The 21,394-nt window shown below is 70.9% G+C and carries 26 protein-coding genes and 1 pseudogene; 16 read left to right on the plus strand and 11 right to left on the minus strand.

Annotated features, from left to right (window positions below; translation table 11 throughout):
• The first annotated feature begins 1 nt into the window (after nt 1).
• The 8 genes from ACIRJT_RS04125 to ACIRJT_RS04160 all read left to right on the plus strand — a co-directional run bounded on the left by ACIRJT_RS04125 (nt 2) and on the right by ACIRJT_RS04160 (nt 7,030).
• Nucleotides 2-979, plus strand: a complete 978-nt coding sequence (locus ACIRJT_RS04125; RefSeq protein ID WP_403904135.1) for a phosphoglycerate dehydrogenase — start codon at nt 2-4, stop codon at nt 977-979.
• Entirely contained in the window at nt 979-1,806 is an 828-nt protein-coding gene (locus ACIRJT_RS04130; protein ID WP_403904138.1) for a hydroxypyruvate isomerase family protein, read from the plus strand. Before ACIRJT_RS04125 ends, ACIRJT_RS04130 begins: the two co-directional genes overlap by 1 nt.
• Nucleotides 1,803-2,501 carry an aspartate/glutamate racemase family protein gene (locus tag ACIRJT_RS04135; protein ID WP_403904141.1) on the plus strand — a complete coding sequence of 233 codons (699 nt, stop codon included), beginning with the start codon at nt 1,803-1,805 and terminating at the stop codon, nt 2,499-2,501. The genes ACIRJT_RS04130 and ACIRJT_RS04135 overlap by 4 nt, the downstream gene beginning before the upstream one ends.
• Nucleotides 2,498-3,931 carry a 3-oxo-tetronate kinase gene (gene otnK / locus ACIRJT_RS04140; protein WP_403904144.1) on the plus strand — a complete coding sequence of 478 codons (1,434 nt, stop codon included), beginning with the start codon at nt 2,498-2,500 and terminating at the stop codon, nt 3,929-3,931. The genes ACIRJT_RS04135 and otnK overlap by 4 nt, the downstream gene beginning before the upstream one ends.
• Nucleotides 3,928-4,566 carry an aldolase gene (locus ACIRJT_RS04145; protein ID WP_371625691.1) on the plus strand — a complete coding sequence of 213 codons (639 nt, stop codon included), beginning with the start codon at nt 3,928-3,930 and terminating at the stop codon, nt 4,564-4,566. Before otnK ends, ACIRJT_RS04145 begins: the two co-directional genes overlap by 4 nt.
• Nucleotides 4,567-4,667: 101 nt before the next feature.
• Entirely contained in the window at nt 4,668-5,369 is a 702-nt protein-coding gene (locus ACIRJT_RS04150; protein ID WP_403904147.1) for a molybdate ABC transporter substrate-binding protein, read from the plus strand.
• A 60-nt stretch (nt 5,370-5,429) separates the two neighbouring features.
• Complete coding sequence (locus ACIRJT_RS04155) at nt 5,430-6,779, plus strand: TRAP transporter large permease subunit (RefSeq protein WP_403904149.1); 1,350 nt, start codon at nt 5,430-5,432, stop codon at nt 6,777-6,779.
• 11 nt (nt 6,780-6,790) lie between these two features.
• Entirely contained in the window at nt 6,791-7,030 is a 240-nt protein-coding gene (locus ACIRJT_RS04160; RefSeq protein WP_360779484.1) for a hypothetical protein, read from the plus strand.
• Between the two features lie 155 nt (nt 7,031-7,185).
• On the opposite strand, the gene ACIRJT_RS04165 is transcribed toward ACIRJT_RS04160, so the two are convergent.
• The 4 genes from ACIRJT_RS04165 to ACIRJT_RS04180 form a co-directional block, all read right to left on the minus strand.
• Complete coding sequence (locus ACIRJT_RS04165; RefSeq protein WP_403904152.1) at nt 7,186-8,010, minus strand: tyrosinase family protein; 825 nt, start codon at nt 8,008-8,010, stop codon at nt 7,186-7,188.
• A gap of 16 nt (nt 8,011-8,026) precedes the next feature.
• On the minus strand, nt 8,027-8,443 hold the full coding sequence (locus ACIRJT_RS04170; protein WP_403904154.1) for a tyrosinase cofactor: 417 nt from the start codon (nt 8,441-8,443) through the stop codon (nt 8,027-8,029).
• A 336-nt stretch (nt 8,444-8,779) separates the two neighbouring features.
• Nucleotides 8,780-9,760, minus strand: coding sequence for a glycoside hydrolase family 6 protein (locus ACIRJT_RS04175; RefSeq protein WP_403904156.1), 981 nt, complete (start codon nt 9,758-9,760; stop codon nt 8,780-8,782).
• A gap of 242 nt (nt 9,761-10,002) precedes the next feature.
• Entirely contained in the window at nt 10,003-11,013 is a 1,011-nt protein-coding gene (locus ACIRJT_RS04180) for a TY-Chap domain-containing protein (RefSeq protein ID WP_403904159.1), read from the minus strand.
• Nucleotides 11,014-11,124: 111 nt separating this feature from the next.
• On the opposite strand from ACIRJT_RS04180, the gene ACIRJT_RS04185 reads away from it, so the two are divergent.
• Nucleotides 11,125-11,556, plus strand: a complete 432-nt coding sequence (locus ACIRJT_RS04185) for a PaaI family thioesterase (RefSeq protein ID WP_403904162.1) — start codon at nt 11,125-11,127, stop codon at nt 11,554-11,556.
• A 64-nt stretch (nt 11,557-11,620) separates the two neighbouring features.
• Here ACIRJT_RS04185 and ACIRJT_RS04190 read toward each other — a convergent pair whose 3' ends face one another.
• Nucleotides 11,621-12,397: a D-Ala-D-Ala carboxypeptidase family metallohydrolase gene (locus ACIRJT_RS04190; RefSeq protein WP_403904165.1), complete on the minus strand. Its 777-nt coding sequence runs from the start codon at nt 12,395-12,397 to the stop codon at nt 11,621-11,623.
• Nucleotides 12,398-12,473: 76 nt separating this feature from the next.
• Between ACIRJT_RS04190 and ACIRJT_RS04195 the strand changes: the two are divergent.
• The 3 genes and pseudogenes from ACIRJT_RS04195 to ACIRJT_RS04205 form a co-directional block, all read left to right on the plus strand.
• Nucleotides 12,474-12,632: pseudogene (locus tag ACIRJT_RS04195) on the plus strand (MepB family protein); the annotation flags it as partial.
• 246 nt (nt 12,633-12,878) lie between these two features.
• Nucleotides 12,879-13,778 (plus strand): MerR family transcriptional regulator, encoded by a 900-nt coding sequence (locus tag ACIRJT_RS04200; RefSeq protein ID WP_403904473.1) that lies wholly within the window; start codon nt 12,879-12,881, stop codon nt 13,776-13,778.
• A 236-nt stretch (nt 13,779-14,014) separates the two neighbouring features.
• Nucleotides 14,015-14,773 (plus strand): hypothetical protein, encoded by a 759-nt coding sequence (locus ACIRJT_RS04205; RefSeq protein WP_403904475.1) that lies wholly within the window; start codon nt 14,015-14,017, stop codon nt 14,771-14,773.
• A gap of 340 nt (nt 14,774-15,113) precedes the next feature.
• On the opposite strand, the gene ACIRJT_RS04210 is transcribed toward ACIRJT_RS04205, so the two are convergent.
• The 5 genes from ACIRJT_RS04210 to ACIRJT_RS04230 all read right to left on the minus strand — a co-directional run bounded on the left by ACIRJT_RS04210 (nt 15,114) and on the right by ACIRJT_RS04230 (nt 18,964).
• Nucleotides 15,114-15,785, minus strand: coding sequence for a class I SAM-dependent methyltransferase (locus ACIRJT_RS04210; protein WP_403904167.1), 672 nt, complete (start codon nt 15,783-15,785; stop codon nt 15,114-15,116).
• A 117-nt stretch (nt 15,786-15,902) separates the two neighbouring features.
• Nucleotides 15,903-16,778, minus strand: coding sequence for a virginiamycin B lyase (locus ACIRJT_RS04215; protein WP_403904170.1), 876 nt, complete (start codon nt 16,776-16,778; stop codon nt 15,903-15,905).
• Nucleotides 16,779-16,807: 29 nt separating this feature from the next.
• Complete coding sequence (locus tag ACIRJT_RS04220; protein WP_403904477.1) at nt 16,808-17,716, minus strand: alpha/beta fold hydrolase; 909 nt, start codon at nt 17,714-17,716, stop codon at nt 16,808-16,810.
• 193 nt (nt 17,717-17,909) lie between these two features.
• Nucleotides 17,910-18,128 carry a DUF397 domain-containing protein gene (locus ACIRJT_RS04225; RefSeq protein WP_403904172.1) on the minus strand — a complete coding sequence of 73 codons (219 nt, stop codon included), beginning with the start codon at nt 18,126-18,128 and terminating at the stop codon, nt 17,910-17,912.
• On the minus strand, nt 18,125-18,964 hold the full coding sequence (locus ACIRJT_RS04230) for a DUF5753 domain-containing protein (RefSeq protein WP_403904175.1): 840 nt from the start codon (nt 18,962-18,964) through the stop codon (nt 18,125-18,127). The genes ACIRJT_RS04225 and ACIRJT_RS04230 overlap by 4 nt, the downstream gene beginning before the upstream one ends.
• A 93-nt stretch (nt 18,965-19,057) precedes the next feature.
• On the opposite strand from ACIRJT_RS04230, the gene ACIRJT_RS04235 reads away from it, so the two are divergent.
• The 4 genes from ACIRJT_RS04235 to ACIRJT_RS04250 are packed head-to-tail and all read left to right on the plus strand — an operon-like array spanning nt 19,058 to nt 20,662.
• Nucleotides 19,058-19,318, plus strand: a complete 261-nt coding sequence (locus ACIRJT_RS04235) for a hypothetical protein (RefSeq protein WP_403904178.1) — start codon at nt 19,058-19,060, stop codon at nt 19,316-19,318.
• Nucleotides 19,315-19,779: a hypothetical protein gene (locus ACIRJT_RS04240; RefSeq protein WP_403904181.1), complete on the plus strand. Its 465-nt coding sequence runs from the start codon at nt 19,315-19,317 to the stop codon at nt 19,777-19,779. Before ACIRJT_RS04235 ends, ACIRJT_RS04240 begins: the two co-directional genes overlap by 4 nt.
• A 4-nt stretch (nt 19,780-19,783) precedes the next feature.
• Nucleotides 19,784-20,257 carry a hypothetical protein gene (locus tag ACIRJT_RS04245; protein ID WP_403904184.1) on the plus strand — a complete coding sequence of 158 codons (474 nt, stop codon included), beginning with the start codon at nt 19,784-19,786 and terminating at the stop codon, nt 20,255-20,257.
• Between the two features lie 24 nt (nt 20,258-20,281).
• Entirely contained in the window at nt 20,282-20,662 is a 381-nt protein-coding gene (locus tag ACIRJT_RS04250; protein ID WP_403904187.1) for a hypothetical protein, read from the plus strand.
• Between the two features lie 106 nt (nt 20,663-20,768).
• Here ACIRJT_RS04250 and ACIRJT_RS04255 read toward each other — a convergent pair whose 3' ends face one another.
• Nucleotides 20,769-21,266 carry a hypothetical protein gene (locus ACIRJT_RS04255; RefSeq protein ID WP_403904191.1) on the minus strand — a complete coding sequence of 166 codons (498 nt, stop codon included), beginning with the start codon at nt 21,264-21,266 and terminating at the stop codon, nt 20,769-20,771.
• Nucleotides 21,267-21,394 lie beyond the last annotated feature (128 nt).

A 21,394-nucleotide genomic window follows, 5' to 3' on the forward strand; every position in this document is an offset into this window, starting at 1 on the left:
CGTGACAACGCCTTACCTCGAACCCGGCGGCCCGGTCGACCGCATCCTCCGGGACGCCGGCCTGGAAACGGTCTTCGCCCGGCGCGCCGACCGGGAGGCCACCGGTGCCTCGCTGGCGGAATGCGTCGCCGACGTGGCAGGTGTCGTCGCCGGTACCGACCCCTTCTCCGCGGAGGTCATCGAAGCGGCACCCGGACTGAGGATCCTCAGCCGCTGCGGCGTCGGCCACGACAACATCGACGTCGCGGCGGCGACCCGGCGCGGCGTCGCGGTCACCATCACCCCGGGGACCAACCGCATATCCGTCGCCGAACACGTCCTGGCGCTGATGCTGAACTGCGCCCGGCGCATTCCGCAGAACCTCACCGCGGTGCGGGAGGGCGGCTGGACACAGGAGAGCGGCCGGGAGCTGCACGGCACCACGCTCGGGATCGTCGGCCTCGGCTCCATCGGCCGGACCGTCGCCCGTGCGGCACTCGCCCTCGGAATGCGGGTGGTCGCCCATGACCCCTGGCTGGACGAGGACTTCCTGAAGGAGACCGGGGTCGAGGCGCGGTCCCTCGACGACGTGCTGACCGAGGCGGACTTCCTCACCCTGCACATCTCCCTGGACGCGACCACCCGGCACCTGATCGACGCGGTCGCCCTGCGCCGTATGAAGCCCGACGCGTATCTGATCAACACCTCCCGGGGCGGAGTCGTGGACGAGGACGCACTGGCCGACGCGGTCCGGGCGGGCCGGTTGGCGGGCGCCGCGCTGGACGTGACCGAGCACGAACCGCTGCCCGCCGACAGCAGGCTGCGCGGGCTCGACAGCGTCATCGTGACCGCGCACATCGCCGCCGCCACCATCGAGGCCCGTGCCAGGTCCGGCGCGATGGCCGCCCGGCAGGTGGTCGAGCTGCTCGCCGGGCGCATCCCGGACCACCTGGTCAACCCCGACAGCGTGAGTGTCGCCGTCGGCACGGGAGCACGCTGATGCGGGCGCCGAACGGGCTGCGCTTCGACGCCAACCTCAAGTGGCTGTTCACCGAAGTCCCCTTCGAGGAACGGTTCGACGCCGCCGCCGCGGCCGGCTTCACCGGCGTCGAGTACGCCGACCCCTACCCGTACCCGGCAACCCGCCTGCGCCGACGCCTCGACGACGCGGGTCTCCACCAAGTACTGATCAACGCACCGATGGGCGAGCCCGGTTCGCCCGAGCGGGCGGGCGTTGCCTGTCTTCCCGGCCGGGCCGCCGAGTTCCGCGGGGACCTGGAGCGCGGCCTCGACTACGCGGCCGAGCTGGGCAGCGACTTCCTGCACGTGCTGGGCGGCATCCGGCCGCCCGACGTCAGCCACGACCGGGCCTTCGCCACGTTCGTCACCAACCTGACCTGGGCCGTCGAACGAGCCCGGGGCACGGGGGTGTGCCTGGTCCTGGAGGCACAGAACTGCCGTGACGTGCCCGGGTTCCTGCTGGACACCCAGGCGCGGGCCGCAGCTGTCGTGGAAGCCCTCGGCGGGGACGGGATCGGACTGCTCCTGGACCTCTACCACGTACAGGTCCAGGAGGGCGACCTCGTCACGACCCTGCGCGAGCACCTGCCCCGGGTCCGCCACCTGCAGATCGCCGACCCGCCGGAACGGACGGAGCCCGGCAGCGGCGAGATCTCCTGGCAGCGTGTCTTCGGTACCCTCCTGGATGCCTCGTACCAGGGCTGGATCGGCTGTGAGTACCGCCCGGCGAACGGCACGGTGAACGGTCTTTCCTGGGTCGTCCGGCACACCGGAGCAGCGGCGTCACCGGCGGAGGCGCACCGATGAGCGGGGTAGCGGCGGGGCGTGCCCGCGCACCGAGGATCGCGCTGATCAGTGCCACACCCACCGCCATCGCCCCGGCGGTCGCGGGACTGGCCGCGGAGTTCCCGGGGGCCGAGCCCTGGAACCTGCTGGACGACCGGCTGCTCGACGACGCGCCGGAGGACGGCCCGCTGTCTCCGGCCCTCGTGGACCGGATGGCCCGGCTGATCGGCCACGCCCTGGCCGGTGGGGCCGACGGAGTGCTGCTGACCTGCTCGCTCTACGGCTCGGTCGCCGAGGCGGTCGAGACGCCGGTCCCGCTCCTGGCCCCCGATGCCGCTGCCTTCGAACAGGCCCTGGCGCTCTCCGAGGGCCGGGGCCGGGTGCTCGTGCTCGCCTCGTTCGAGGCCGCGATGCGGGACTCGCTGAAGCGCTTCTCCGTTGTCGCCGCCGCGGCCGGACCGGCGACGGAGCCGGTCGGAGTGGTCGCACCCGACGCGTTCGACGCGGCCCGCCAGGGCGACCTCTCCACGCTCCGCGACGCGCTGCGGGACGCGTGCCTGCCGCACGTCACCGACGCGGACACGGTCCTGCTCGCCCAGTTCTCCCTGGCGCCCGCCGCCGCGTTCCTCTCCACCGCGCTGGGGGTGCCCGTCGTCTCCGGTCCGCACGCCGCGGCCGCCGCCCTGCGCACCGCCCTCACCGGGAGGCCGCTGTGACCCGAAGCCGAAACATTCGCCGCCCGACGGACCGGCCCCGCGACACGGCACCGCTCGGGGTCATCGCCGACGACTTCACCGGCGCTACGGACGTCGCCGTGGCGCTGCGCCGCGCAGGACTGCGGACGCTGCTGTTCTTCGGCGCGCCGGACCGTACGGGGCAGGAGGAGCCTGAGCCCGACGCGGATCGGCTGCCCGGACACGACGCCCTGGTCGTCGCGTTGAAGAGCCGGATGGCGCCCCCGGCCGACGCGGTCGCCTCGTCCCTGGGCGCGCTGGACTGGCTCCGCGGGCAGGGCGCGGGGCAGATCTACTTCAAGTTCTGCTCGACCTTCGACTCCACCCCGCGTGGCAACATCGGCCCGGTCCTGGACCGGCTGGCCGAGGCGACGGGCGCCGGTACGGTGCCGCTGACGCCGAGTTCGCCCGAGCACCTGCGGACCCAGTACCAGGGCTGTCTCTTCGTGGATGACGTGCTGCTCGGGGAGTCGCACATGCGCGATCACCCGGTCACCCCCATGACGGATTCGTATCTGCCCAGGCTGCTGCGGGCCCAGACCCGCGAGAAGGTGGCACTGATCGGACTCGGAACAGTCCGGGAGGGCGGCGCGGCGGTGCGCGAAGCGCTGGGGGCCGCCGGAGCGCGCGGCGCGCGCTACGTGCTGGCCGACGGCATCGACGAGAGCGATCTGCGCACGCTCGGGCGGGCAGCCCTCGACTCACCCCTCGTCGCGGGCGCCGCGGGACTGGCCGCCGGCCTGGCGCACGCGTACGCGGAGGAGCGAACCGGCCGCATCCCCGGCGCCGGGCGGCATACGGCCGGCGACGAGCGGGAGGCCGCCGACGCCCCGGGCCCGCCGGACGGACCGGCCGCAGTGCTGAGCGGCAGCTGCTCCTACCGCACCCTGGAACAGCTCGCGGTGCTCGCCGACGCGGGCCGGCCCGGCTACCGTCTCGACCCGGTGGCGACACCGAATGCCGTGGCGCTCGGCGAAGCTGCCCTCGCCTGGTACGACACCCTGCCCCCGAACGGCGACGCGCCCGTCATCTACTCCTCGGCAGCCCCGGAAACGCTGCGCGAGACACAGCGTGCGCTGGGCGTGGAACGGTCCGCGGCCCTGCTGGAGGAGGCGACGGGGCTCATCGCGACAGGACTGGTCGAGCGGGGCGTGCGCAGACTGGTCGCGGCCGGGGGAGAGACCTCCGGCGCCGTCGTCGCCGCTCTCGGAGTCACCGGCGCGCACGTCGGCGCGGAAGCCGCGCGAGGGGTGCCGTGGATTCACCCCCTGGGCGAGCACTCCTTGGCGTTGCTGCTCAAGTCGGGCAACTTCGGTGACGCCGGCCTTCTCCTCGACGCCTCCGCGTCCTCCGCGTCCTCCGCGTCCTCCGCGTCCTCCGCGTCCTCCGCGGAACCGGCGGACCGCACATGAGCGGGCGGGACGACGAAGCCGAACGTGCCCACCTCGTCGCCACCGCCCGGGCCGTCGCCGCCCGTTCGCTGACGCACGGGAGCACGGGCAACGTCTCGGTGCGCGCCGGCGACCACATCCTGGTGACCCCCACCGGTTCGAGCCTGGCCACCGTGCGTGCAGAGGACCTGTCCGTCATCGATGCCGCCGGAGCCCATGTGTCCGGCGCCCCACCGTCCAAGGAGGCGTTCCTGCACGCCGCCATGTACCGGGCCCGGCCGGGCGCCGGCGCGGTGGTGCACACCCACTCCACGCATGCGGCGGCCGTCTCGTGCCTGGCCCTGGTCGACCGGCGGGACGTCCTGCCGCCGCTGACGGCCTACTACGCGATGCGCGTCGGCAGCCTCGCGCTGCTTCCGTACTTCGCCCCCGGCGACCACCGGGCGACCGACGCCGTCGAAGCGTCGGCCCGCGAGCACGCCGCACTCCTGCTGAGCAACCACGGGCCGGTCGCAGCCGCCCCCGACCTCCGGCGCGCGCTGGAGATGGCCGAGGAGATAGAGGAGACGGCGAAGCTCTTCCTGCTGCTGCGCGGTGTCCCCACGCGTCCGCTGACCACGGCCCAGCGTGCCGTGCTGCGCCCTGCCTCCCACTGACCCACCCCCCCCGAAACATCCCGGGGAAACCGCACGGACGCGCCGGGACACTCTCCCGACGGCAGCCGTCGCCCCACCCTTGTGAAAGGACGAAGATGTCCGTGGACATACCGCACACCGTGTCGCTCTTCAGCGCCCTGGCGGTGAAGAAGGCCCTCGACGACGACGTTCTCGCGGCATTCACCGCGAAGACCGCAACGGGCGTCGACACCGTGTACGACCCGACGAACGTGTTGGTGCGGAGGATCGAAGAGGGCGCCCGGCCGGAGGTCATGGTCGGAGTGACCGGGGCGTTCCCGGCCCTGTGCGGGGCTGGGGTGATCGACCCGTCCTCGGTGCGCGACATCGCCCGGGTCGGGATCGGCCTGGCCATGCCGCCCGGCGCCGAGCCGCCCGCCATCGACACGGTCGACGCACTGATCGCCACGCTCCGCTCGGCCCGTTCGGTCGCCTACTCCCGCACCGGGGCCAGCGGGGTCCACTTCGCCGGGCTGCTGGAGCGCCTCGGGATCGCGGATGAGGTGAACGCCCGCGCCACCGTCGTGGAGAAGGGGTTCACCGCGCTGGCGGTGGTCGACGGCCGCGCCGATCTGGCCGTACAGCAGATGAGCGAGCTGCTGTTCGTACCCGAGGCCGAGGTGGTGGGACCGCTGCCGGACGGGGCCCAGCACTTCACCGAACTCTCTGCGGCCCTGGGCGTCGGGGCCGGCGAACGGGCCGGTGCGCTGCACGCCTTCCTCACCGGGAAGGAGGCGGGAGATGCCTACCGGAGAGCCGGACTGGAAGCGCCGCGACAGGACTGAGCGGTACGCGGCCGAAGACCGGCCGACCGCTCCCCGCCCCGCCTGCCCGAGGGAGTGTCGATGAACGCGATACTCGCACTGGTCGCCTTCATCGGGGCCATCATCGTGTGGAACGTGGCCGTCAAACGCAATATCGGCGAAGCCATGGTCATCGGCTTCCTGGTCAGTGCCGCGTTCGCCGGCACCGAAGCGCCGCGCGTCGTGTGGGAGAGCCTCGTGGAGGGGCTGACGTCGGAGATCACCTTCGCTGCCCTGGCCTTCGTCTTCGTCAGCGAACTGCTGACGAGAACGGGGCTCGTGCAGCGGATGATCGACATTCTCAGTTCGATGTTCGGCCGTCGCGAGGGCGGATCCGCCTACGCGGCGACGGTGTCGGCCGGTCTCTTCGGCGCCGTCGCGCACAACGGCGCGGCGATCGTGGCCACCATCGGGTCCATCACCATTCCCTGGATGAAGCGCTCCAGGGCGAGCGGCGAGACCGCCGCGCTGGTCCTCGCCGGCAACGCGGGCGTCGGCGCCACCTTCCCGTTCAGCGGCGCCTTCTTCATCCTGCTCGCGGCGCCGACCGTCCTGCCGGTCCTGCGGGCGGAGGACGTGGTCGGCACGATCTTCGTCGTGGGTGCCTGGATGGTCGCGATGCGGCTGGTCATCGCCTACGTCATCGTCAAACGACGGGGCGTGGGCGCGATGGCGGCGGAGGACATCCACCCGCTCCGCCAGTCCTTCGCGGCCGGCTGGACCTCGCTGATCGTCCTGGCTGCCATCGCGGTGCCCATCGTGCTGACGGCGTCGCCGACCAGCGATCTCATCGGCGACCGGCTGGGAGGACTGGACGTCTCCGACGCCGTGCCCCTGCTGGTCTGGCTCCCGGTGGTCATGCTGCTCGCCGGACTGGTCGTCGAGCGTCGGGCGCTGCCGCGCGGCGCCGGGGCGTGGTGGACGCTGCTGTCGGAGATCAGCCCGAAACTCGGGCTGATCGGCGTCACGATGGTCTCGGCCTTCGCCGCCTCCAACGTGCTCAACACCCTGGGCATCGGCGAACAGCTCGCGCCCTACCTGGAGAGCCTGGAGGGCGTACCGCAGGTCGTCGCGGCGCTCGTCGTCGGGCTGATCGTGGTGGTCGTCGCGGGTCCCCTCAACACGACGTCCACCCTCGCGGCCGTCGGGCCGGTCGCCTTCGCGGCGTTGACGGCGGCCGACGTCCCGCCGTACATCGCCTTCGCCGCCATCATCGTGTGGGCCTCGTCCGAGGGCTGCTCGCCTCCGGGCGCGGCTCCGCTGTACGTGGCCGCGGGTATCGCTTCGATCAATCCGGTGCGGATCTTCGTGCCGGTGACGCTCTACTACCTGCTGCCCTCCTACGCGATGGGCGTGCTGATGGTGCTCGGTGCCGTATGGATTCCAGGATGAGGAGTACGAGGATGTACAGGATCTGTCTGAACGCCTCCCGCGTTCTCGTCGCGCTGTTCCTGATCGGCGGAATCGTGGTGGTCCTGGGGCAGACGGTGGCCATCGTCGTCGGTTCCGCCGGGTTGATGACGGGCTTCGGTACGGACGTCGCCGAGGTCGTCTGCGTCCTGGCCGGCCTGGCGGGCATCTTCGCCTTCCTGCTGCTCTACACGGAGGAGGGGAAGGAGCGGGCGAGCGAGTGGGCTGAATGAGGTGACGGGGCATGACGGGGGCAGCACGGACACGCTGCCCCCGTCGGCCGTTCCCGGCCTCGATACCCGCAGATCGTCCTCGGGCGCGGCCTCCGGCAGGAACCGCCCCGCTCGCCCGGATCACGGGCGGGCCGGGGCGGGGCCGTGACGAGAGATCAGGCGTACGTATAGAACTGCGTGTGGTCCAGCATGTTCTGCGGGGTCGTGTTCGACCAGGGCGGCATGGTGTCGTTCAGGTCGATCACGTCGACCGTCCCGCCGGCGGGGAGGTACTCGGCGCTCGTCGGGTGGAGTGCGTGCCAGTCGGCCCAGAGCTTGTCGACGAACGCGTGGTGCAGCCAGAACACCGGATCGTTCGGGGAGACGCTCGTCTCCATATGGCCCCAGACCCAGGTGTGCACACGGTTGTGCATGCTCATGTACCCCGCGGAGCCCTCCAGCGCGGAGCGGAAGCCGGTCGAGCCGTCACGGAAGGGTGCGGAGTCGTAGGTGGGCATGGCGAGGGCGGCGTCGACATCGGACCGGGGCGGGAGCGAGGGGACGCGGTAGGCGAGATTGCGGGCGAGGAAGGCGCGGCTGTCGACCGAGACGTTGATCGTCCACTTCCCGCCGGAATGCGCGAAGGGCCCGTCCATCACCTGGTCGTCCAGGGGGCGTCCGGTGCCGCCGAGGAAGTCCGGGGCCCAGAGCGAGGAGCCGACCGTGTTGTCGGCGGTCCAGTCCCAGTAGGGGATCGAGACCGACGCGTCGACCTTCTGGAGTTCGTTCTCGAAGTCGATGAGGAACTTGCGGTGCCACGGCAGGAACGACGGCCCGAAGTGGCCCACGTACACGCCGGTGTTCATGTCTATGGAGAACCGCGTGCGGTGGGCGAGCACGAATTCGTCGTACACGCCCAGGCGTTTGACCTCCAGTACCGCGTCGACGAAGGCCTTCTTCTCGGGGGCCGTGAGGTTCGCCTGGTTCTTCCGTACGGTCATGGCTGCTGCTCCCGGGTCAGGCGGTGGGGTCGAACGGAACGACGACGGCGCCCTTGAGCGAGATGACCGCGGTGCGAGCGGCCTCCAGCGGGGTCGCGAATCTCTCGTAGTGGTTGATCGTGCTGCTCCAGCCGCTCTTCCCGTGCTGCATCACGGGAAGCTCGCGGCCGTCGATCAACACGCGGTAGCCGTCGCCGTGTCCGGCGTGGGCGTGGGCGCTCGCGTGGGTCTCGGCGGACGTGCCCTGGATGCGGCGGCCCTTGAAGACCTCGTCGAAGGAGCCGGGTTCTCCGGTGCGGCCGGCTGTGCCGCCTCCGCTTCTGGTTCCGGTCGCAACGGTGTCCGCGGAAGCGGAGGTGACGCCGACGAGCGCGCCGCCCGCGGCGACGCCGATGGCGGCCCCGAGGGCCTGACGGCGGGTGGGTCCGGGCATGACGGATGTACCCCCAAATACACATGGCTGAGGCGTCCCACCAGGCTGTTCCGGGGCCGCCGTGATCATGTGTACACGGGGGTGACTCTCCGCATAAGGAGGCGAAAAGGGGTTGGCTCTCATATGGACACGTATGCACGGTCATATGGGCGTCGCCGACCTCTCGCGCCCCTCCGCTTCGGTGCTTGAGGGGCCAGGAGGTGCAGGTCTTGCCGTGCTTGTGCCCCGTCTGTGAAGGATCTTCGGTATCCGTCGCGCCGTCGACCATCGGAACGATCATCTGCGCATGGCCGGAAGTTCTCCCTCCTCATGCTCGGTCGCCGGACGGATCGGCTCTCAGTACCCGTAGATCATCTTGTACGCGACCTCCGGCAGGAACTGCCCGGCCGCGGAGCCGGCGCCGACTCCGCAGTTGCCGTCGGACTCTCCGGGGGTCTTCAGCCACAGCAGCATCTCGGCCCCGCCGCCCGTCTGGCTGACCGCCCCCGTCCTGCGTCCGCCCGGGTTGCACCACGCGCCGTTGGAGCCGTTGCCGTTGCGGCTGGTGTCGATGACGTAGGGCTTCGTATAGCCGTAGGACGCCGACAGGGATCCGTTGACGGCGTTTCCGTACGCGGAGTTCTCGCCGGTGCCGTAGTAGTTCGAGATGTTCAGGGAGAAGCCGTGCGCCTGCCGGGCTCCCGCGCCGTCGAGGTGCTGCGCCATGGTGGCCGCGCCGATCCAGGCCGGGTTTCCGGCGTCCAGGTACGTCCAGGTGTTGGGGGCGTGGGCGGCGAACCGGGCGAGCGCGTCCTTGAGCATCCCGTTGCGCTCGTCGATCTGCGCCTGGTTCAGGCAGCTGAAGTCGCCCAGGGAGTCGGGCTCGATGACTACCAGGGCGGGCCGGGAGCCGATGGCCGAGGCGAACGCGGAGATCCAGGTGCGGTACGCGCTCGGGGTGCCCGCGCCGCCGCCGGAGTGCCCGCCGCAGGCGTCGCGGCCGGGGATGTTGTACGCGATCAGGACGGGCAGCTTGTCGGCGGCGTCGGCGGCGCCTACGTAGGAGCCGACCGCCGTCCCGATGTCCCCGCTCCACGACCCGAACCACCGGGCCATGGGCCGCGAGGCGATGTTGTCGCGGATGGCGGCGGCCCGCCCGTCGCCGGGGTTGGCGGCGGCCCAGGCGGCGGGCGTCGAGTTCGGGTCGGCGTAGAAGCCGCTGGTCATGCCGATCGGGTCGGCCGACGTCGGGGAGGCGGCGGCCCGCTGCCCGGCGCCGAGGGAAAGCAGCAGGCAGGCGAACGCCGATGCGGCGAGCGTGCGCAGGAGTCTTCTCATGCGTGCGGCCCTTCTGTGGGAGCGCTCCCAATCGACGACGGCGCGGAGGGTGAGGTGGGGCGGGAGACGCGTGAACGGGGGGAAGGCGCGTGGGGCGGTGGGAAGTGCGTACGGCGGACCGGTGGGGCTTGAGGTCCGCGACCGCCGTCGTCAGACGAGACGGTGACAGCGGGACCCCCCGGTGTCAATGAGTCCGGCAGCGGCTCCCCGGCGCGGGGGCGTTCGGGGAGCCCCGGCCGCTTTCAGACGGGGGGCTGGTGGACGCGAGGGAGCCCCAGGTCCGGCAGGTCGAGGTGGAAGCCGCGCCCGCGGCCGGTCATGGTGCCGTCGTAGGAGAGTTCGGCCGGGCCGACACCCAGGTGCCGCAGTTCCTCGACGAGCATGCGGGCGGCCGTCGAGGCGTGCGCGGGTTCGTGCATGGCGTCGGGGAAGCGGCGTTGCCAGACCGAGGGGGCGGCATCCCAGCCGTTCCGCGCCAGCCGGTCGGGGTCGGCCGCGTCCGGTCGGTGCAGATAGCCGGTGGCTTCGATGACGAGACCCGGATCCTGGCTCCAGCACTGGACGAAGCGCTGCGGATCGTCGGCGGATCCCAGGTGCAGGATGAACCTGCCGGGGAAGAACGGGGTGTCGTGGTCGAGGGAGCGCAGGGTTTCCGACAGGCGCTTCTCCACGTCCTCCCATGTGGCGCCGGAAGCGGGCGGCACGATCGGCAGGTCTGCCTGCTCGGCGGCGCGCCAGCGGCCACGGGACCAGCCGTTTCCGGCGGCGTCGGAGCCCGCGTCGGGAGGCAGGAGTTCGAGGCTCACCTCGCCCTCGTCGTGCGTGTGCACGAGGAGGCAGGCGCCGGGGAGGCGCCACAGCATCCACGGGCCCAGGTCGCCTCCCCACATCGTGGGCGGGCCCAGCTCCTTCTCCATGACCCACCAGGCGGCGCGGACGAGGCCGGCGGCGGAGGCCATGTCCTCGGCGGGCATGTCGACGACGCGTACGTTCAGTTTGCGCACCTGATCGGGTGCCGAGGCGTCGGCGATCACCGTGCCGTAGCCGCCCCAGGGCCCCTTCCGGGGAGCGAATCTGCGCCAGACCTGGCCCACGACCTCGTTGGGCTCACGGAGTTCCCAGCCCAGCTCCGAGGTGGCGTGCTCGAAATCCGACAGGCTCCAGGAGCCGAAGCGGAGCGGAGTGACCTCGCGGACCAGCTTGCGGAAGATGTCGTCGTCGAGCCAACGGCCCCGGGGGATCATGTTCTCCATGCGGCAGACAGTAGTGGTCCGGTGCCGACGGGGCCTCGCGGGAACGATGTTGACGGATCGGTGCCCGGAGGGCGACGCTCACCGCACCAAGGACGAGAGGTGAGGTGGAGTATGGAGGCACACGCCTCGCAACTCGCTTTCGGGCAGCAGGTTTTGGACGCCCAGCCCTTCAGCGTTCTGTTGGGCGCGCGGCTGACGGCCTTCGGCGACGGAGCGGCGGTTCTGGAGCTGGACGTACGGGACGAGCTGCGCCAGCAGAACGGCTTCGTCCACGGCGGAGTCCTGAGTTACGCGGCGGACAACGCCCTCACCTTCGCGGCGGGCGCGGCGGTCGGCCCGTCCGTTCTGACGGCCGGCTTCACCATCGACTATCTGCGCCCGGCCCGGGGCGAGGTGCTGCGCGCGCGGGCCCAGGTGGTGCGCCCCGGCCGTACGCGGGTCGTCTGCCGCTGCGATCTGCTGATGGTGGACGCCGAAGGGGTGGAAACCCTCTGCGCGGTGGCCCAGGGCACGATCGCCGTCGCCGGGGGCTCCGGAAGCTGACCGCCGCCGCCACCCTCGCCGGGCGGGCGGGGTGACGGCGGCGGGGGAGACGGGGCGTTGGGCCTCAGATGCCGCAGCTGGGCGCGGACCAGAAGCGGCCGCTGCCCCCGGCGACGTGGGTGTGGTCGTTGTGGCCGGGGTAGCCCGGGCCGAGGATCTCGGTGAAGCCGTGGTTGCGCGCCGCCTGGGCGAGGGCGCAGAAGCCCTGGGGGCCCGCACCGAGGTCGGCCGCGTGGCCGTACATGTGGCGGCTGTTGGCGGCCCCGCCGACAGCGCTGTTGCAGGACACGCTGCGGAAGCCGCCGTTGACGGTGATGGGCCGGTCCCCCATCGCGTGCCGCATGGCCTGGAGCTTCCACATGGTCACCAGGGCGTTGGCGCGTGCCGTACCGGCGCTGACCTTGCCGCCGGACCAGTCGGAGTTGCAGCGGTTCAGCTCGGCGTAGGTGAAGTTGACCGGGGTGCAGTCGTCGTCCTGCAACTGGTAGATCTTGCTGAACGTCTGGGCTCCGGCGATGCCGTCGGCGCCCAGGCCGTACGCGGCCTGGAAGCGCTGCACGGCCGCCTTCGTGGCCGGGCCGAACGCCCCGTCGATGGCGATCTGGTTGCCGGTGCCCGGATAGCCCGCGACGCGGATCTGGAGCTGGCGAACCGCCTCGCCGCTGGAGCCCTCCTGGAGCGTGCCGCTCCAGGTGTAACAGGCGTCGGCCGTACCGATGTTCGTGGCCGTCGCGGAATCGGGGGCCGGGGGCGGGGTCGCGGAGGCGGCTGCGGTGCCGCCGAACGCGAGGGCCGCGCCTGCGAGGGTCGAGAGGAGGAATCCGATGGGGCGTGATCGCATGGGCTGCACCTCGTTGTCGTCGAGCTGTCCATGGGGGATTCCGAGCCTCGGGCGCATGACCCTGAGTGTCAAGGTCATGTCAACATGCTGCCAAGGGTGGTCCGACCTCGACGTCCTGGGCGAGCGCGGCATCGTGTCCCGGAACGGCGTGGGCGGAAAGCGGGGCTTCCGCGTCCATCCGCCGGGTGCGATCGTGACCAGCCGGCAGGCGCGCGGCACCCAGGCGTGGCAGGTCACGTACCACCTGGACCTCGGGGAGGGCGGGCGCGGGGCCGTCGACCCGGCGCGCGCCCGGGCTCTCCGCACCCGTAGCGCGTCAACGGTCCGGAAGGCGAAGGTCCCGCCGCCCGGCATGGGCGCGGGGCCGCTGTGTACGGGGTGCGGTTGCACCTTCCGTAGCGGCATGTGGTCCGGTGGGCCTACGTCCCGGTCCCGGTCCCTCGAGAACCGGTCCCGGTCCCTGGAGAAAAGGTCCTTGCACATGCATTCGTCCTTCGTGCCGCCCCGCCGGATCAAGATCGGTGACGCGGCGGCCTTCGCCGGCAGCACTCCGCGGGCGATTCGCCACTACCACGAGATCGGTCTGCTCCCGGAGCCCGAGCGGGGCGGCGACGGCCGCCGTCGCTACGGCTACGAGGACATGATCCGCCTGCTGTGGATTCGCAGGATGGCCGACGCGGGGATCGCCCTGGACGACATCCGTGTCGCCTTCACCGCCGGTACGGCTTCCACCGGTGCGGACAGCGGAGAAGGCATCGCGGGCATCCTGGAGCGGTTGGAGGAAACCCTTGCCGAGCAGGAGGCGGAGCTGCGGCGGCAGCGGGCAGCCGTGCAGCGCATGCGCACCGAAGGCAGCCGGATGGGCCTGCTCTCCGACTTCGTCACCGGCCGCCTCAAGACCCTGCCCGAGGGCTCCCTGCGCCAGGCGGACCTGGACACCCTGCTGGTCACCGAGCGGATCTTCGGCCCGCTCGGCGCGGCTGTCCAGGCCACCCGCTTCATCGTCCTGGCCACGCATCCCACCCTGCGGCAGGAATCCGACCGCGTCGACGACGCCGAGGAAGCGCTCGACGACAGCGTCGCCGTCGATGACCCACGGGTGGCTCAAGTGGCGGTCGAGCGGCACGCTTTCGAAAGCGCCCTGCACGCCGTCATCGAGAAGTGCGGTCTGGACAAGGACGACGATGCCCTCTTCGACGCCTGGGAAGCGGCGCACCCTGCTACCGCCGATGACGGCGAGGGGGAGGCCGACCTCGGCGGTGGAAGGCGGGAGGCCGACTCCATGAGCGTGTTGGACGCCATCGGCAAGATGCCCTACGACCTCTCCCCGGCCCGCCTGCGCTGTATGGAACTGGCCATTGAACTCTCCGACCACGACTGACCAGGCGCCTGGTGCTGTGACCGGAAACCTTCACCGCGACGCGAGCTCAGGTCTGGCTAACGGCCTCGGGGGAAACGGGGGCTCTGTCGCTGATCCGGTGACCCGTCTCTGGGCAATCGCGAGCACTGCGGGAGTCGAGACGCCGCCTTGCTGATGACAGACGGGATCCTGACCCGGTAAATTAGCGATCTTCGGCCGGCGCAGGCTCCCGGAGTCCCCAAAGGCAAACGCCCATGATGAACCTCGATCAGCCCCGCGCACGACTTCGCCTCGACGCCGCGCTGGGCGGCCTGGCCGTTACGTTCCGCGGGATGACCGCTCACCCCGACGAGTCCAACTGCGAGTGCCACTGGGGTAGCGCGGAAGACCTCGCGCAGCTCAAAGTGGCGGACTCGGAGCTGGACCCCGATCTCCTGCAGCGCACATGGCAGGCCATCGACTGGAGCGATCACGCATCCGTGCTGCGCCGGATCCTGCCCCAGTTCGCCTCTGCCCTCGTCAGCGGCCTCATCGAGCCCCTCTTCGGCACGGAGGAGGTCGGGCGTTCATTCGCTCTCGGCCACTGGCAGCAGTGGCCTGCCGAGCAGGCCACTGCAGTGGAGGAATTCCTGCAGGCCTGGTGGGCCTGCGCCCTCACCGATCCGGATCCCGCCGTACCTGTGCATGACCTCCTCGTCCTCAGTGCCGAGGCAACGGGCACGCTGAGCCCGTGGCTCAACACCTGGCAAGCGCTGAGTGACCCTATCGCCGACCGACACCTGGCCGAAGCGGCAGCGCACTGGGAGTACGAACTGCTCGGTGACCAACTTCCCTGGCGGGCTTGGGAGAACGAGGAAGAGATGCGCGCCGAGCTGACCGCCTGGCTTGTCCGCCACACGCCTGCCCGGCTTCGTGCCTATGGCGCATCCGAGGATCTACTTCACCGGATACGCCTGCTCGGCGTCACCGGACCCGACCGCTGGGAGGACCCGCACTGGCCCGGCCACCGCTACTGATCCACCGAACCGCACGGTGCTACCTGTCCGCCTATCCAGGCACGTGAGCCCGAACAGGCCGCGTCACAAGGGCCGCCAAGGAGTCCCCCGGCCAGGTCAGCGCACCGCCGAAGAAGCCCAGGGACGAGGCATGCGACGGCGACGAGTACGCCTGGCGCGAGACGCGGCGGCGGAGTTGGTAGCGGGAGGGTGGTCCGAACGGGCCATGTCGAACCCGCTCGATCAGGGCTGAGCCCGCGCATGGCCCACCGGCTGCCCAAACGGCCGACAGACGCCTCTCGGAGAGGTTCCCCGTCGTCCCGAGTGCGGGGAGGCGGGGAGGTGTGCAGCCCCGGGAGGGTCAATCCGTAGGAGGCGCGCACTGATTCCAGACCAAGGTGTAGCGCCAGAACAGCCGACGGCGCAGCCGCACACCGGGCAGCACGCGGCGGGCGTCGCGGACGATGTCCGGAAAGGCCGTGGTCGCCGGTCGGGTCGGCGCGGTCATGGCGACGGGGCGCGGCGCTCTGCGGCCCTTGTTCTTGATCCAGGCCATGGCGATGTTCGACCCCATGGCGACGGCGTCGATCAGGTAGTCGCTCCGGGACCGCGGGCGGTAGAGGCCGACGACGATCAGGGTTCCCCCGGGAGCCAGCTGTCGGCGGAAGTGCGTGAGCGCTTCGCGCAACGGAAGGTGGTGGAGGGTCGCGACGCAGGTGATGACGTCGTAGGGCCCGGACGGTACGTCCTCCAGCGCGTCCCCGACGGAGAAGATCACCGGAACCCCGGGAGCTGTGCGCTCCCGCGCGCGATCGACGATAGCGGGGTCGGCGTCGATGCCGTGCACCGTATCGGCCCGGGTGGCCAGCAGCCGGGCGAGGTCGCCACTGCCTGATCCGACATCCAGGGCGCGGGCGGAACGTCCGGGGAGCCGACGCAGGATCCACCGGTGGTAGTGGGCGTTGTGATCCCACGGATGGGTGGCGTGGAACCGGTCGAGTGCGCGCAGGACGCGGGGGAGCAGGGCCGTCATGAGGTGAGTCCATCAGAGCCGCTGGGGCCCGTGGTCGGGGAGCGCCGGCAACCGCTCGGCCGGGGCAGCGGCCGACCCGGGGGATCGGTAGACGTCAGGAGGCCCTCCGTCCTGGGGCTACGGTTCGAGCCGCGCGACCCCTCCCGTTTCGAGGGCCGCCCACAGGGCGCCGTCGGGACCCAGGGCGATGCCGTGCGGCTCGGACGACGGTGACGGCAGGCCGTACTCGGTGACCTTGCCGCTCCCGGTGATGTGACCCACGCTGTTGGCTCCCCATTCGGTGAACCAGCAGTCACCGATGGAGGCCGCGACGATGGCGTGGGGTTTGGCCGTGCGGTCGGGGAGCGGGAACTCCTCGACCGCGCCGGCCACCGAGATCCGGCCGATCTGGCCCGCCGCGATCTCGACGAACCACAAGGCGGTGCCGTCGCTGGTGATGCCCACGGGCGCTGCTTTCGGGGTGGGGAGCGGGTGGATGACGATGTCTCCGAGGACAGTGATGCGGCCGATCGCGTTCGCCTGGTTGAGGGTGAACCACAGGGCCCCGTCAGGACCCGCGGTGATCGCCGAGGGACAGGCGCCCGTACAGGAAAGGGCGAACTCGGTGATCTCTCCCCTGCTGGTGATGCGACCGATACGGTCGGTGTTCATCTCCGTGAACCACATCGCACCGTCCGGACCGGCGGTGATCCCGAAGGGCCCGCTGTCGGGCGTGGGCACGGCGAAGGACTCCGTTTCACCGTCGACGGTGATGCGGCCGATCCGGTGGTCCTGGGACCGGGTGAACCACAGTGCTCCATCCGGCCCGGTGGTGATGACCGTAGGGCGACACCCGGGCGCTTCCAGGGGGTACTCGTGGAGTTCGCCGTCCAGGGTGAGGCGCGCGATGCGGCCGCTGTGCGCGAAGGTGAGCCACAGTGCGCCGTCAGGTCCGGCTGTGATGCCGTACGGCCCGGCGCCCTTGTCCGCGATGGGCATCTCGCTTACGGCCACAGCAACTCCTTCGAGGGGTGGGACGGGGATCAACCGACGTTCTCGGCCGATGCCGCAACTCGCTCTCGCACCAGGTCGAGAATGATCGCGGCGAGGTCGGCAGGCCGGGTCATGGGGATGTTGTGGTTCGAGCTGATGTCGGTCAGCCGGCGGCCGGGGGCGGCATCGACGACGGCACGCACGTCGTCGCGTCGCGAGGCGTGGAAACCCTGCTCGGCCAGCACGATCGTCATCGGACAGGTGAGGCGTTCGTACACCTCGATGCTGGGGAAGACCTCCGCGCCGGGCTCCACAGCGGTGACAGCCGCGATTTCCTCGATGGCCGGTCGCCGTACCCACTGCTGGCCGCGGCGCAGGAAAGAGCGCCGCGTGACCTCCTCGACGAGTTCGTGCCGTGCTCCGGCGTTGAGCCAGTCCCCTCCGGCCTCCCGCACGCACTGCTCGACGTAGGCTCGCATCCGGTCGTCGTCCGCTTCCCAGTCGTAGCGGAACATCGCCCGCAAACGGTCCGCCGCCTCGGTGGTCCGCGCGGCGGCGTGTTCGGCGAGTGACGCGTTGCGGTCATCGAGCACCACGCCGTCCACGACGCAGAGGGCGGCCGGTTCCACGAGGCCCCCGGCAGTGGCAGCCGTCACCGCGTACCCGCCGGTGGAGTGGCCCACCAGCACGGGGTGGTCCCAGCCCAGCGTGGTGACGACGCCACCGAGGTCCCGCCAGTACTGCTCGGGTCCGGTGGAGTCGAGCCGGGTCTGCCCGTGGCCACGCAGGTCGATGGCGACCGGATGACACTCGCTCACCAGCCGGGAGGCCACGTCCGCCCAGGCGGCGGCGTTCTGTCCGCTGCCGTGGACCAGCAGCACCCCCTCACCGTGGCCACCGAAGTCCACACCCGAGAGGACCCCGTCCGCGACGGGGAGTTCGATCTCCGTTCCGATCACCATCACACCCTGACGACCGGAAGCCGACGAGCGCAACTGCTTTGCTCACAGCAGGCGGGCGCGGGATGAGGACGCCTTCGGGCCGCCGAGAGCGGTCGACGTTCCCGCCGGCACCGGTTCTCTCCCCGGACAGCGGGACGCCCCGCCGTGCAGGCACGGTGGGGCGTAGCCGGAGCGGTGGCAGCGGCGGCGGTCAGACGGTGGTGTCGAAGCCACCGGCCTTGATGCCCGCCACGAAGGAGGAGAACGCCACGGCGGCGACGGCCAGGGCCGGACCGCCCGGGTTCTTCGAGTCGCGTACGGGGACGGTGCCGGTGGCGGACGCGGTGGTCGGGGCCCACTCGACGCACGAACCGCCGTTGTCGCTGTAGGAGGACTTGACCCACTGCTGGGTCGTGGATTCGGTCGTCACGGGGTGCCCTTTCGATGCTGGTGGATCATGTCCACGGTATCTGTCTGCGACAGAGACACGGCCTGCAACTGATGGTAGGCCCTCACCATCGGGATGACAGAGCTGAGTTCGCGGTCCAGATGCCCCTGCGTCTCGGACTCGACGTAGGAGACCACGGCCCGGTCCTGAAGGGTCAGCAGGTTCACCAGCCGATTGAAGGGCCGCTGCTCACCGACGCTGTAGGGGGCGATCTGCAGCATGGTGTGGGACTGCGTGGCGAAGTCGGCCAGATACTGCAACTGAGCGTCCATCACGGCAGCGCTGCCGATCGGGCGGCGGATGCAGCTCTCGTCCAGCACCGCGATCAGCATCGGCGGAACGGTACGTAACAGCGCACCTTGGCGCTCCATGAGTAACGAGACGCGCTGATCGGCCTGTTCGGGGGTGATGACTCCTCGGTCGACGGCCCCGCTCGCCAGCGCCTGCGCATACTCCCGGGTCTGGAGCAGCCCCGGGATCACGCCGACCTCGAACAGCCGGATCTCCGCCGCCCGGCCCTCCAACGCCACGTACTCCGGGAAGCCTTGCAACAGCACCCCGTGCTTGATCTTGCGCCACTCGCGCTCGAACGAATCAGCGGTTCCCGTAAAGCTCATCGCTACGTCAACGGCGATCGCAAATTTGCGAGTTGGGGACTTGTGGCACAATTCGACCCCGGAAACATGCCGCCCCGTGTAGCCGATGCGCGCGCCGAGATCGTCCTGTTTCCAGCCCCGTGCTTCGCGCTCCCTACGCAGGCGTGCTCCGTAGGCAGCCTCCGGGCCCCCGTCAGGGTTCACTTCCTTGCGGTTGACCAACGTATCCCCCAGCTTCGAAACGTTGAAGACGTCTCCACGCTAGGCCACGCTGAGTTCTTCCGGTAGTCATTCGACTACAGAGAGGAGCGATCGGTGTACGGCGAGAACGTCAGCTCGAATTCGGAGCGACCCCCGCACGTCCCGGCCCCCGGGACCCTCCTGGCGGACACCAGTCGCGGTGACCGCGTGGGGGAGTTCCGGGGCGTCGCCGGTCCGTACTGGTCCCTGCGGCCGGTCGGTGGCGGGCGTGAGTGGGAGGTCGAACCGCGCTATGTGCGGCCCGCGTTGCTCATGGAGCAGCTTCGGGCCCGTACCGCGCGGCTCAACGCCCGCAGTCGGGGAGAAGTGCTGTGAAGCCGGCTCCTTCGGGCCCGCGCCGTGTGAGGGTGCTGGACTACGTCGCGGCCGTCACGGTGACGGTCGGCGGCCGGGCTCTCCCGATCGGCGGAGTCGCCCTGCCGAACCGCCGGCTCGTCCTCCGCTGGCTCCGGCGGCAGGCCCTGCGCCTGGCGGACGGGCACGGGCGCGATCCGGCCCGGGGTGCTCCGTGGCTCGGTGCGCGAGACGTCCGGCCGGTGACTTTCCACGGTTCCGACGCCCCCGAGGCGCTCCGGGCGTGGGCAGGCGACCACGGCAGCCAGGACCACGCCATGAGCGCACTGGAATCCGGGCGCCCCGCCCTGCTCACCGTGGTCGACCCCTTCGTGGGGCTGGGGGTCACCCTCGGCGCGTGGCCCGTAGATCTGTGCGGGTGGGTGGCGGCGGCCTCGGGGGACCACCCGTATCCGCCCCGTACGGAAGCGGAAGGAGCCTGACCTCGTGCTGCAATGCACCGCCGTGGCCCAAGTCCCCTACGCAGAAACGCTGCTGGCGCTCGCCGCCATGGAAGGCGGGCCCGAGCATCCGCCCGACGTCGTGGAGGCGGAGGGCTTCGTCCTGTGCGAGCTGGCCGACCACGACGAGACGGCCGAGCACGCGGCGCACCTGTGGACTGCGGACGTGCCGGACGACCGTGACCTGTGGTTCCTCTGGTCGGGGACCGGCGCCCACCGCGTGCACCGGTTCGACACCCTGCGGCTCTGCCCCGCCGTGCTCCGCGAGCTGTCAACCCGCACGGTCACCACGTGCGCGTACTTCGACCACCACCCCGGGCCGCACTCCTTCTCCGTGACCGACCCGCTCGGCGACCTCATCGCCGACCACGTCCACAGCGAGGTCCGGCGACTCGTCTCCGAGGGCGACGCCCTCGGTGCGCCCGATGCCCCCGACGTACCCGACACCGACGCGCCCTGACGGCGACCGGAGGTTTTCCACCCCATGAACCAGTGCACCGCCGTAACCCTGCTGCCACCCCCGGAGTTCCTGATCCGGCTCGCCGCGCCCGGTGGCAGTCGCCCGGAAGCCGGATACCTCTTCTGCGAGCTGGCCGCCGAGCATGGCGGCAGCCACGCGACAGCGCTGTGGGACAACGACGCGAACCGTACGGCCGTCTGGGCCCGTTGGAGCGGCGAGCGGGCCACTCCGGCGGAGCTGGCCTGGTGCCGCGCGATCGACCCCCGGGGTGAGGGCGCGTGCGGGCTGTTCGTCGGCCATCCCTCCGCCCACGGCTGGGACATCGTCGACCCGACGCTCGCGGCGGTGGACGCAGTCCTCGCTCAGGGGCACCCGCATCTCGCACGGCGACGCGACGGTGGGTGATGCGCCGTCGTCGCGGACCGCCCCGGAAGGAGGATCCTGCGGGCGACGGCCCGGGCCGTGGGCCGAGGCCGTCGCCGTGTCGCCGGAAGCCGGGCGACCTTCGGGATCAGGCTCGGCCGGTTATCTGGCCGACCCTCTTCTTCATCGCCTTGTCGTCGTAGATGGTGATCGTCACCGTTCTGCCCTCCGGGATGTCCAGGTTCACCTTCTTGACGTCCCAGGCGTTGGACGTGCCCGGAGGCGAGTACAGCCCCCACTTTCCGCCGTCACCTGCGTAGGACACCTTGTAGTACAGGCCGTCGCCGTCGTTCGCGACGTCGTACATCTGCAGAATCTCGTCGTACGGGTGGAACTCGACCTTCGCCACCGCGTAGCCACTGGCGTTGCCGTAGACGATCTTGGATCCCGCGCCGCCCGCATCCTTCTGGAAGTAGGTCCCGTCGATGGCGTCGTTGAATCGGCAGGGACAGTGGTCCGTCACCGCGGAGTCCCTGTTCAGGACGGTCAACTTGTCGTAGGCGTTGGCCGGTGTGGCGGTCATCGCGATGACGGTGGCCGCGGCGGACGCCGTCGCGGCAAGGGACGCGATGGTTCGACTGCGCATCTTCATCCTTCGATTGGTGTGACGTGATCCCTGTTCTGTGGTGCTTGTGCGTTCCGCTCAGTTCACCCGGGCCTTCCGCGTGAACGCCGCGACCTCTTCCGGGGCCGCCGGCGGCTGTCCCGGCGGAG

The sequence above is a fragment of the Streptomyces sp. NPDC102283 genome, assembly GCF_044766265.1.
GTDB lineage: Bacteria > Actinomycetota > Actinomycetes > Streptomycetales > Streptomycetaceae > Streptomyces.

Bases quoted from the DNA above. Each gene is read 5' to 3' on its own strand.
- ACIRJT_RS04130 (WP_403904138.1), top strand. From the start codon at position 979: ATGCGGGCGCCGAACGGGCTGCGCTTCGACGCCAACCTCAAGTGGCTG.
- ACIRJT_RS04135 (WP_403904141.1), top strand. From the start codon at position 1,803: ATGAGCGGGGTAGCGGCGGGGCGTGCCCGCGCACCGAGGATCGCGCTG.
- ACIRJT_RS04145 (WP_371625691.1), top strand. From the start codon at position 3,928: ATGAGCGGGCGGGACGACGAAGCCGAACGTGCCCACCTCGTCGCCACC.
- ACIRJT_RS04155 (WP_403904149.1), top strand. From the start codon at position 5,430: ATGAACGCGATACTCGCACTGGTCGCCTTCATCGGGGCCATCATCGTG.
- ACIRJT_RS04160 (WP_360779484.1), top strand. From the start codon at position 6,791: ATGTACAGGATCTGTCTGAACGCCTCCCGCGTTCTCGTCGCGCTGTTC.
- ACIRJT_RS04165 (WP_403904152.1), bottom strand. From the start codon at position 8,010: ATGACCGTACGGAAGAACCAGGCGAACCTCACGGCCCCCGAGAAGAAG.
- ACIRJT_RS04170 (WP_403904154.1), bottom strand. From the start codon at position 8,443: ATGCCCGGACCCACCCGCCGTCAGGCCCTCGGGGCCGCCATCGGCGTC.
- ACIRJT_RS04175 (WP_403904156.1), bottom strand. From the start codon at position 9,760: ATGAGAAGACTCCTGCGCACGCTCGCCGCATCGGCGTTCGCCTGCCTG.
- ACIRJT_RS04180 (WP_403904159.1), bottom strand. From the start codon at position 11,013: ATGGAGAACATGATCCCCCGGGGCCGTTGGCTCGACGACGACATCTTC.
- ACIRJT_RS04185 (WP_403904162.1), top strand. From the start codon at position 11,125: ATGGAGGCACACGCCTCGCAACTCGCTTTCGGGCAGCAGGTTTTGGAC.
- ACIRJT_RS04190 (WP_403904165.1), bottom strand. From the start codon at position 12,397: ATGCGATCACGCCCCATCGGATTCCTCCTCTCGACCCTCGCAGGCGCG.
- ACIRJT_RS04200 (WP_403904473.1), top strand. From the start codon at position 12,879: ATGCATTCGTCCTTCGTGCCGCCCCGCCGGATCAAGATCGGTGACGCG.
- ACIRJT_RS04205 (WP_403904475.1), top strand. From the start codon at position 14,015: ATGAACCTCGATCAGCCCCGCGCACGACTTCGCCTCGACGCCGCGCTG.
- ACIRJT_RS04210 (WP_403904167.1), bottom strand. From the start codon at position 15,785: ATGACGGCCCTGCTCCCCCGCGTCCTGCGCGCACTCGACCGGTTCCAC.
- ACIRJT_RS04250 (WP_403904187.1), top strand. From the start codon at position 20,282: ATGAACCAGTGCACCGCCGTAACCCTGCTGCCACCCCCGGAGTTCCTG.
- ACIRJT_RS04255 (WP_403904191.1), bottom strand. From the start codon at position 21,266: ATGCGCAGTCGAACCATCGCGTCCCTTGCCGCGACGGCGTCCGCCGCG.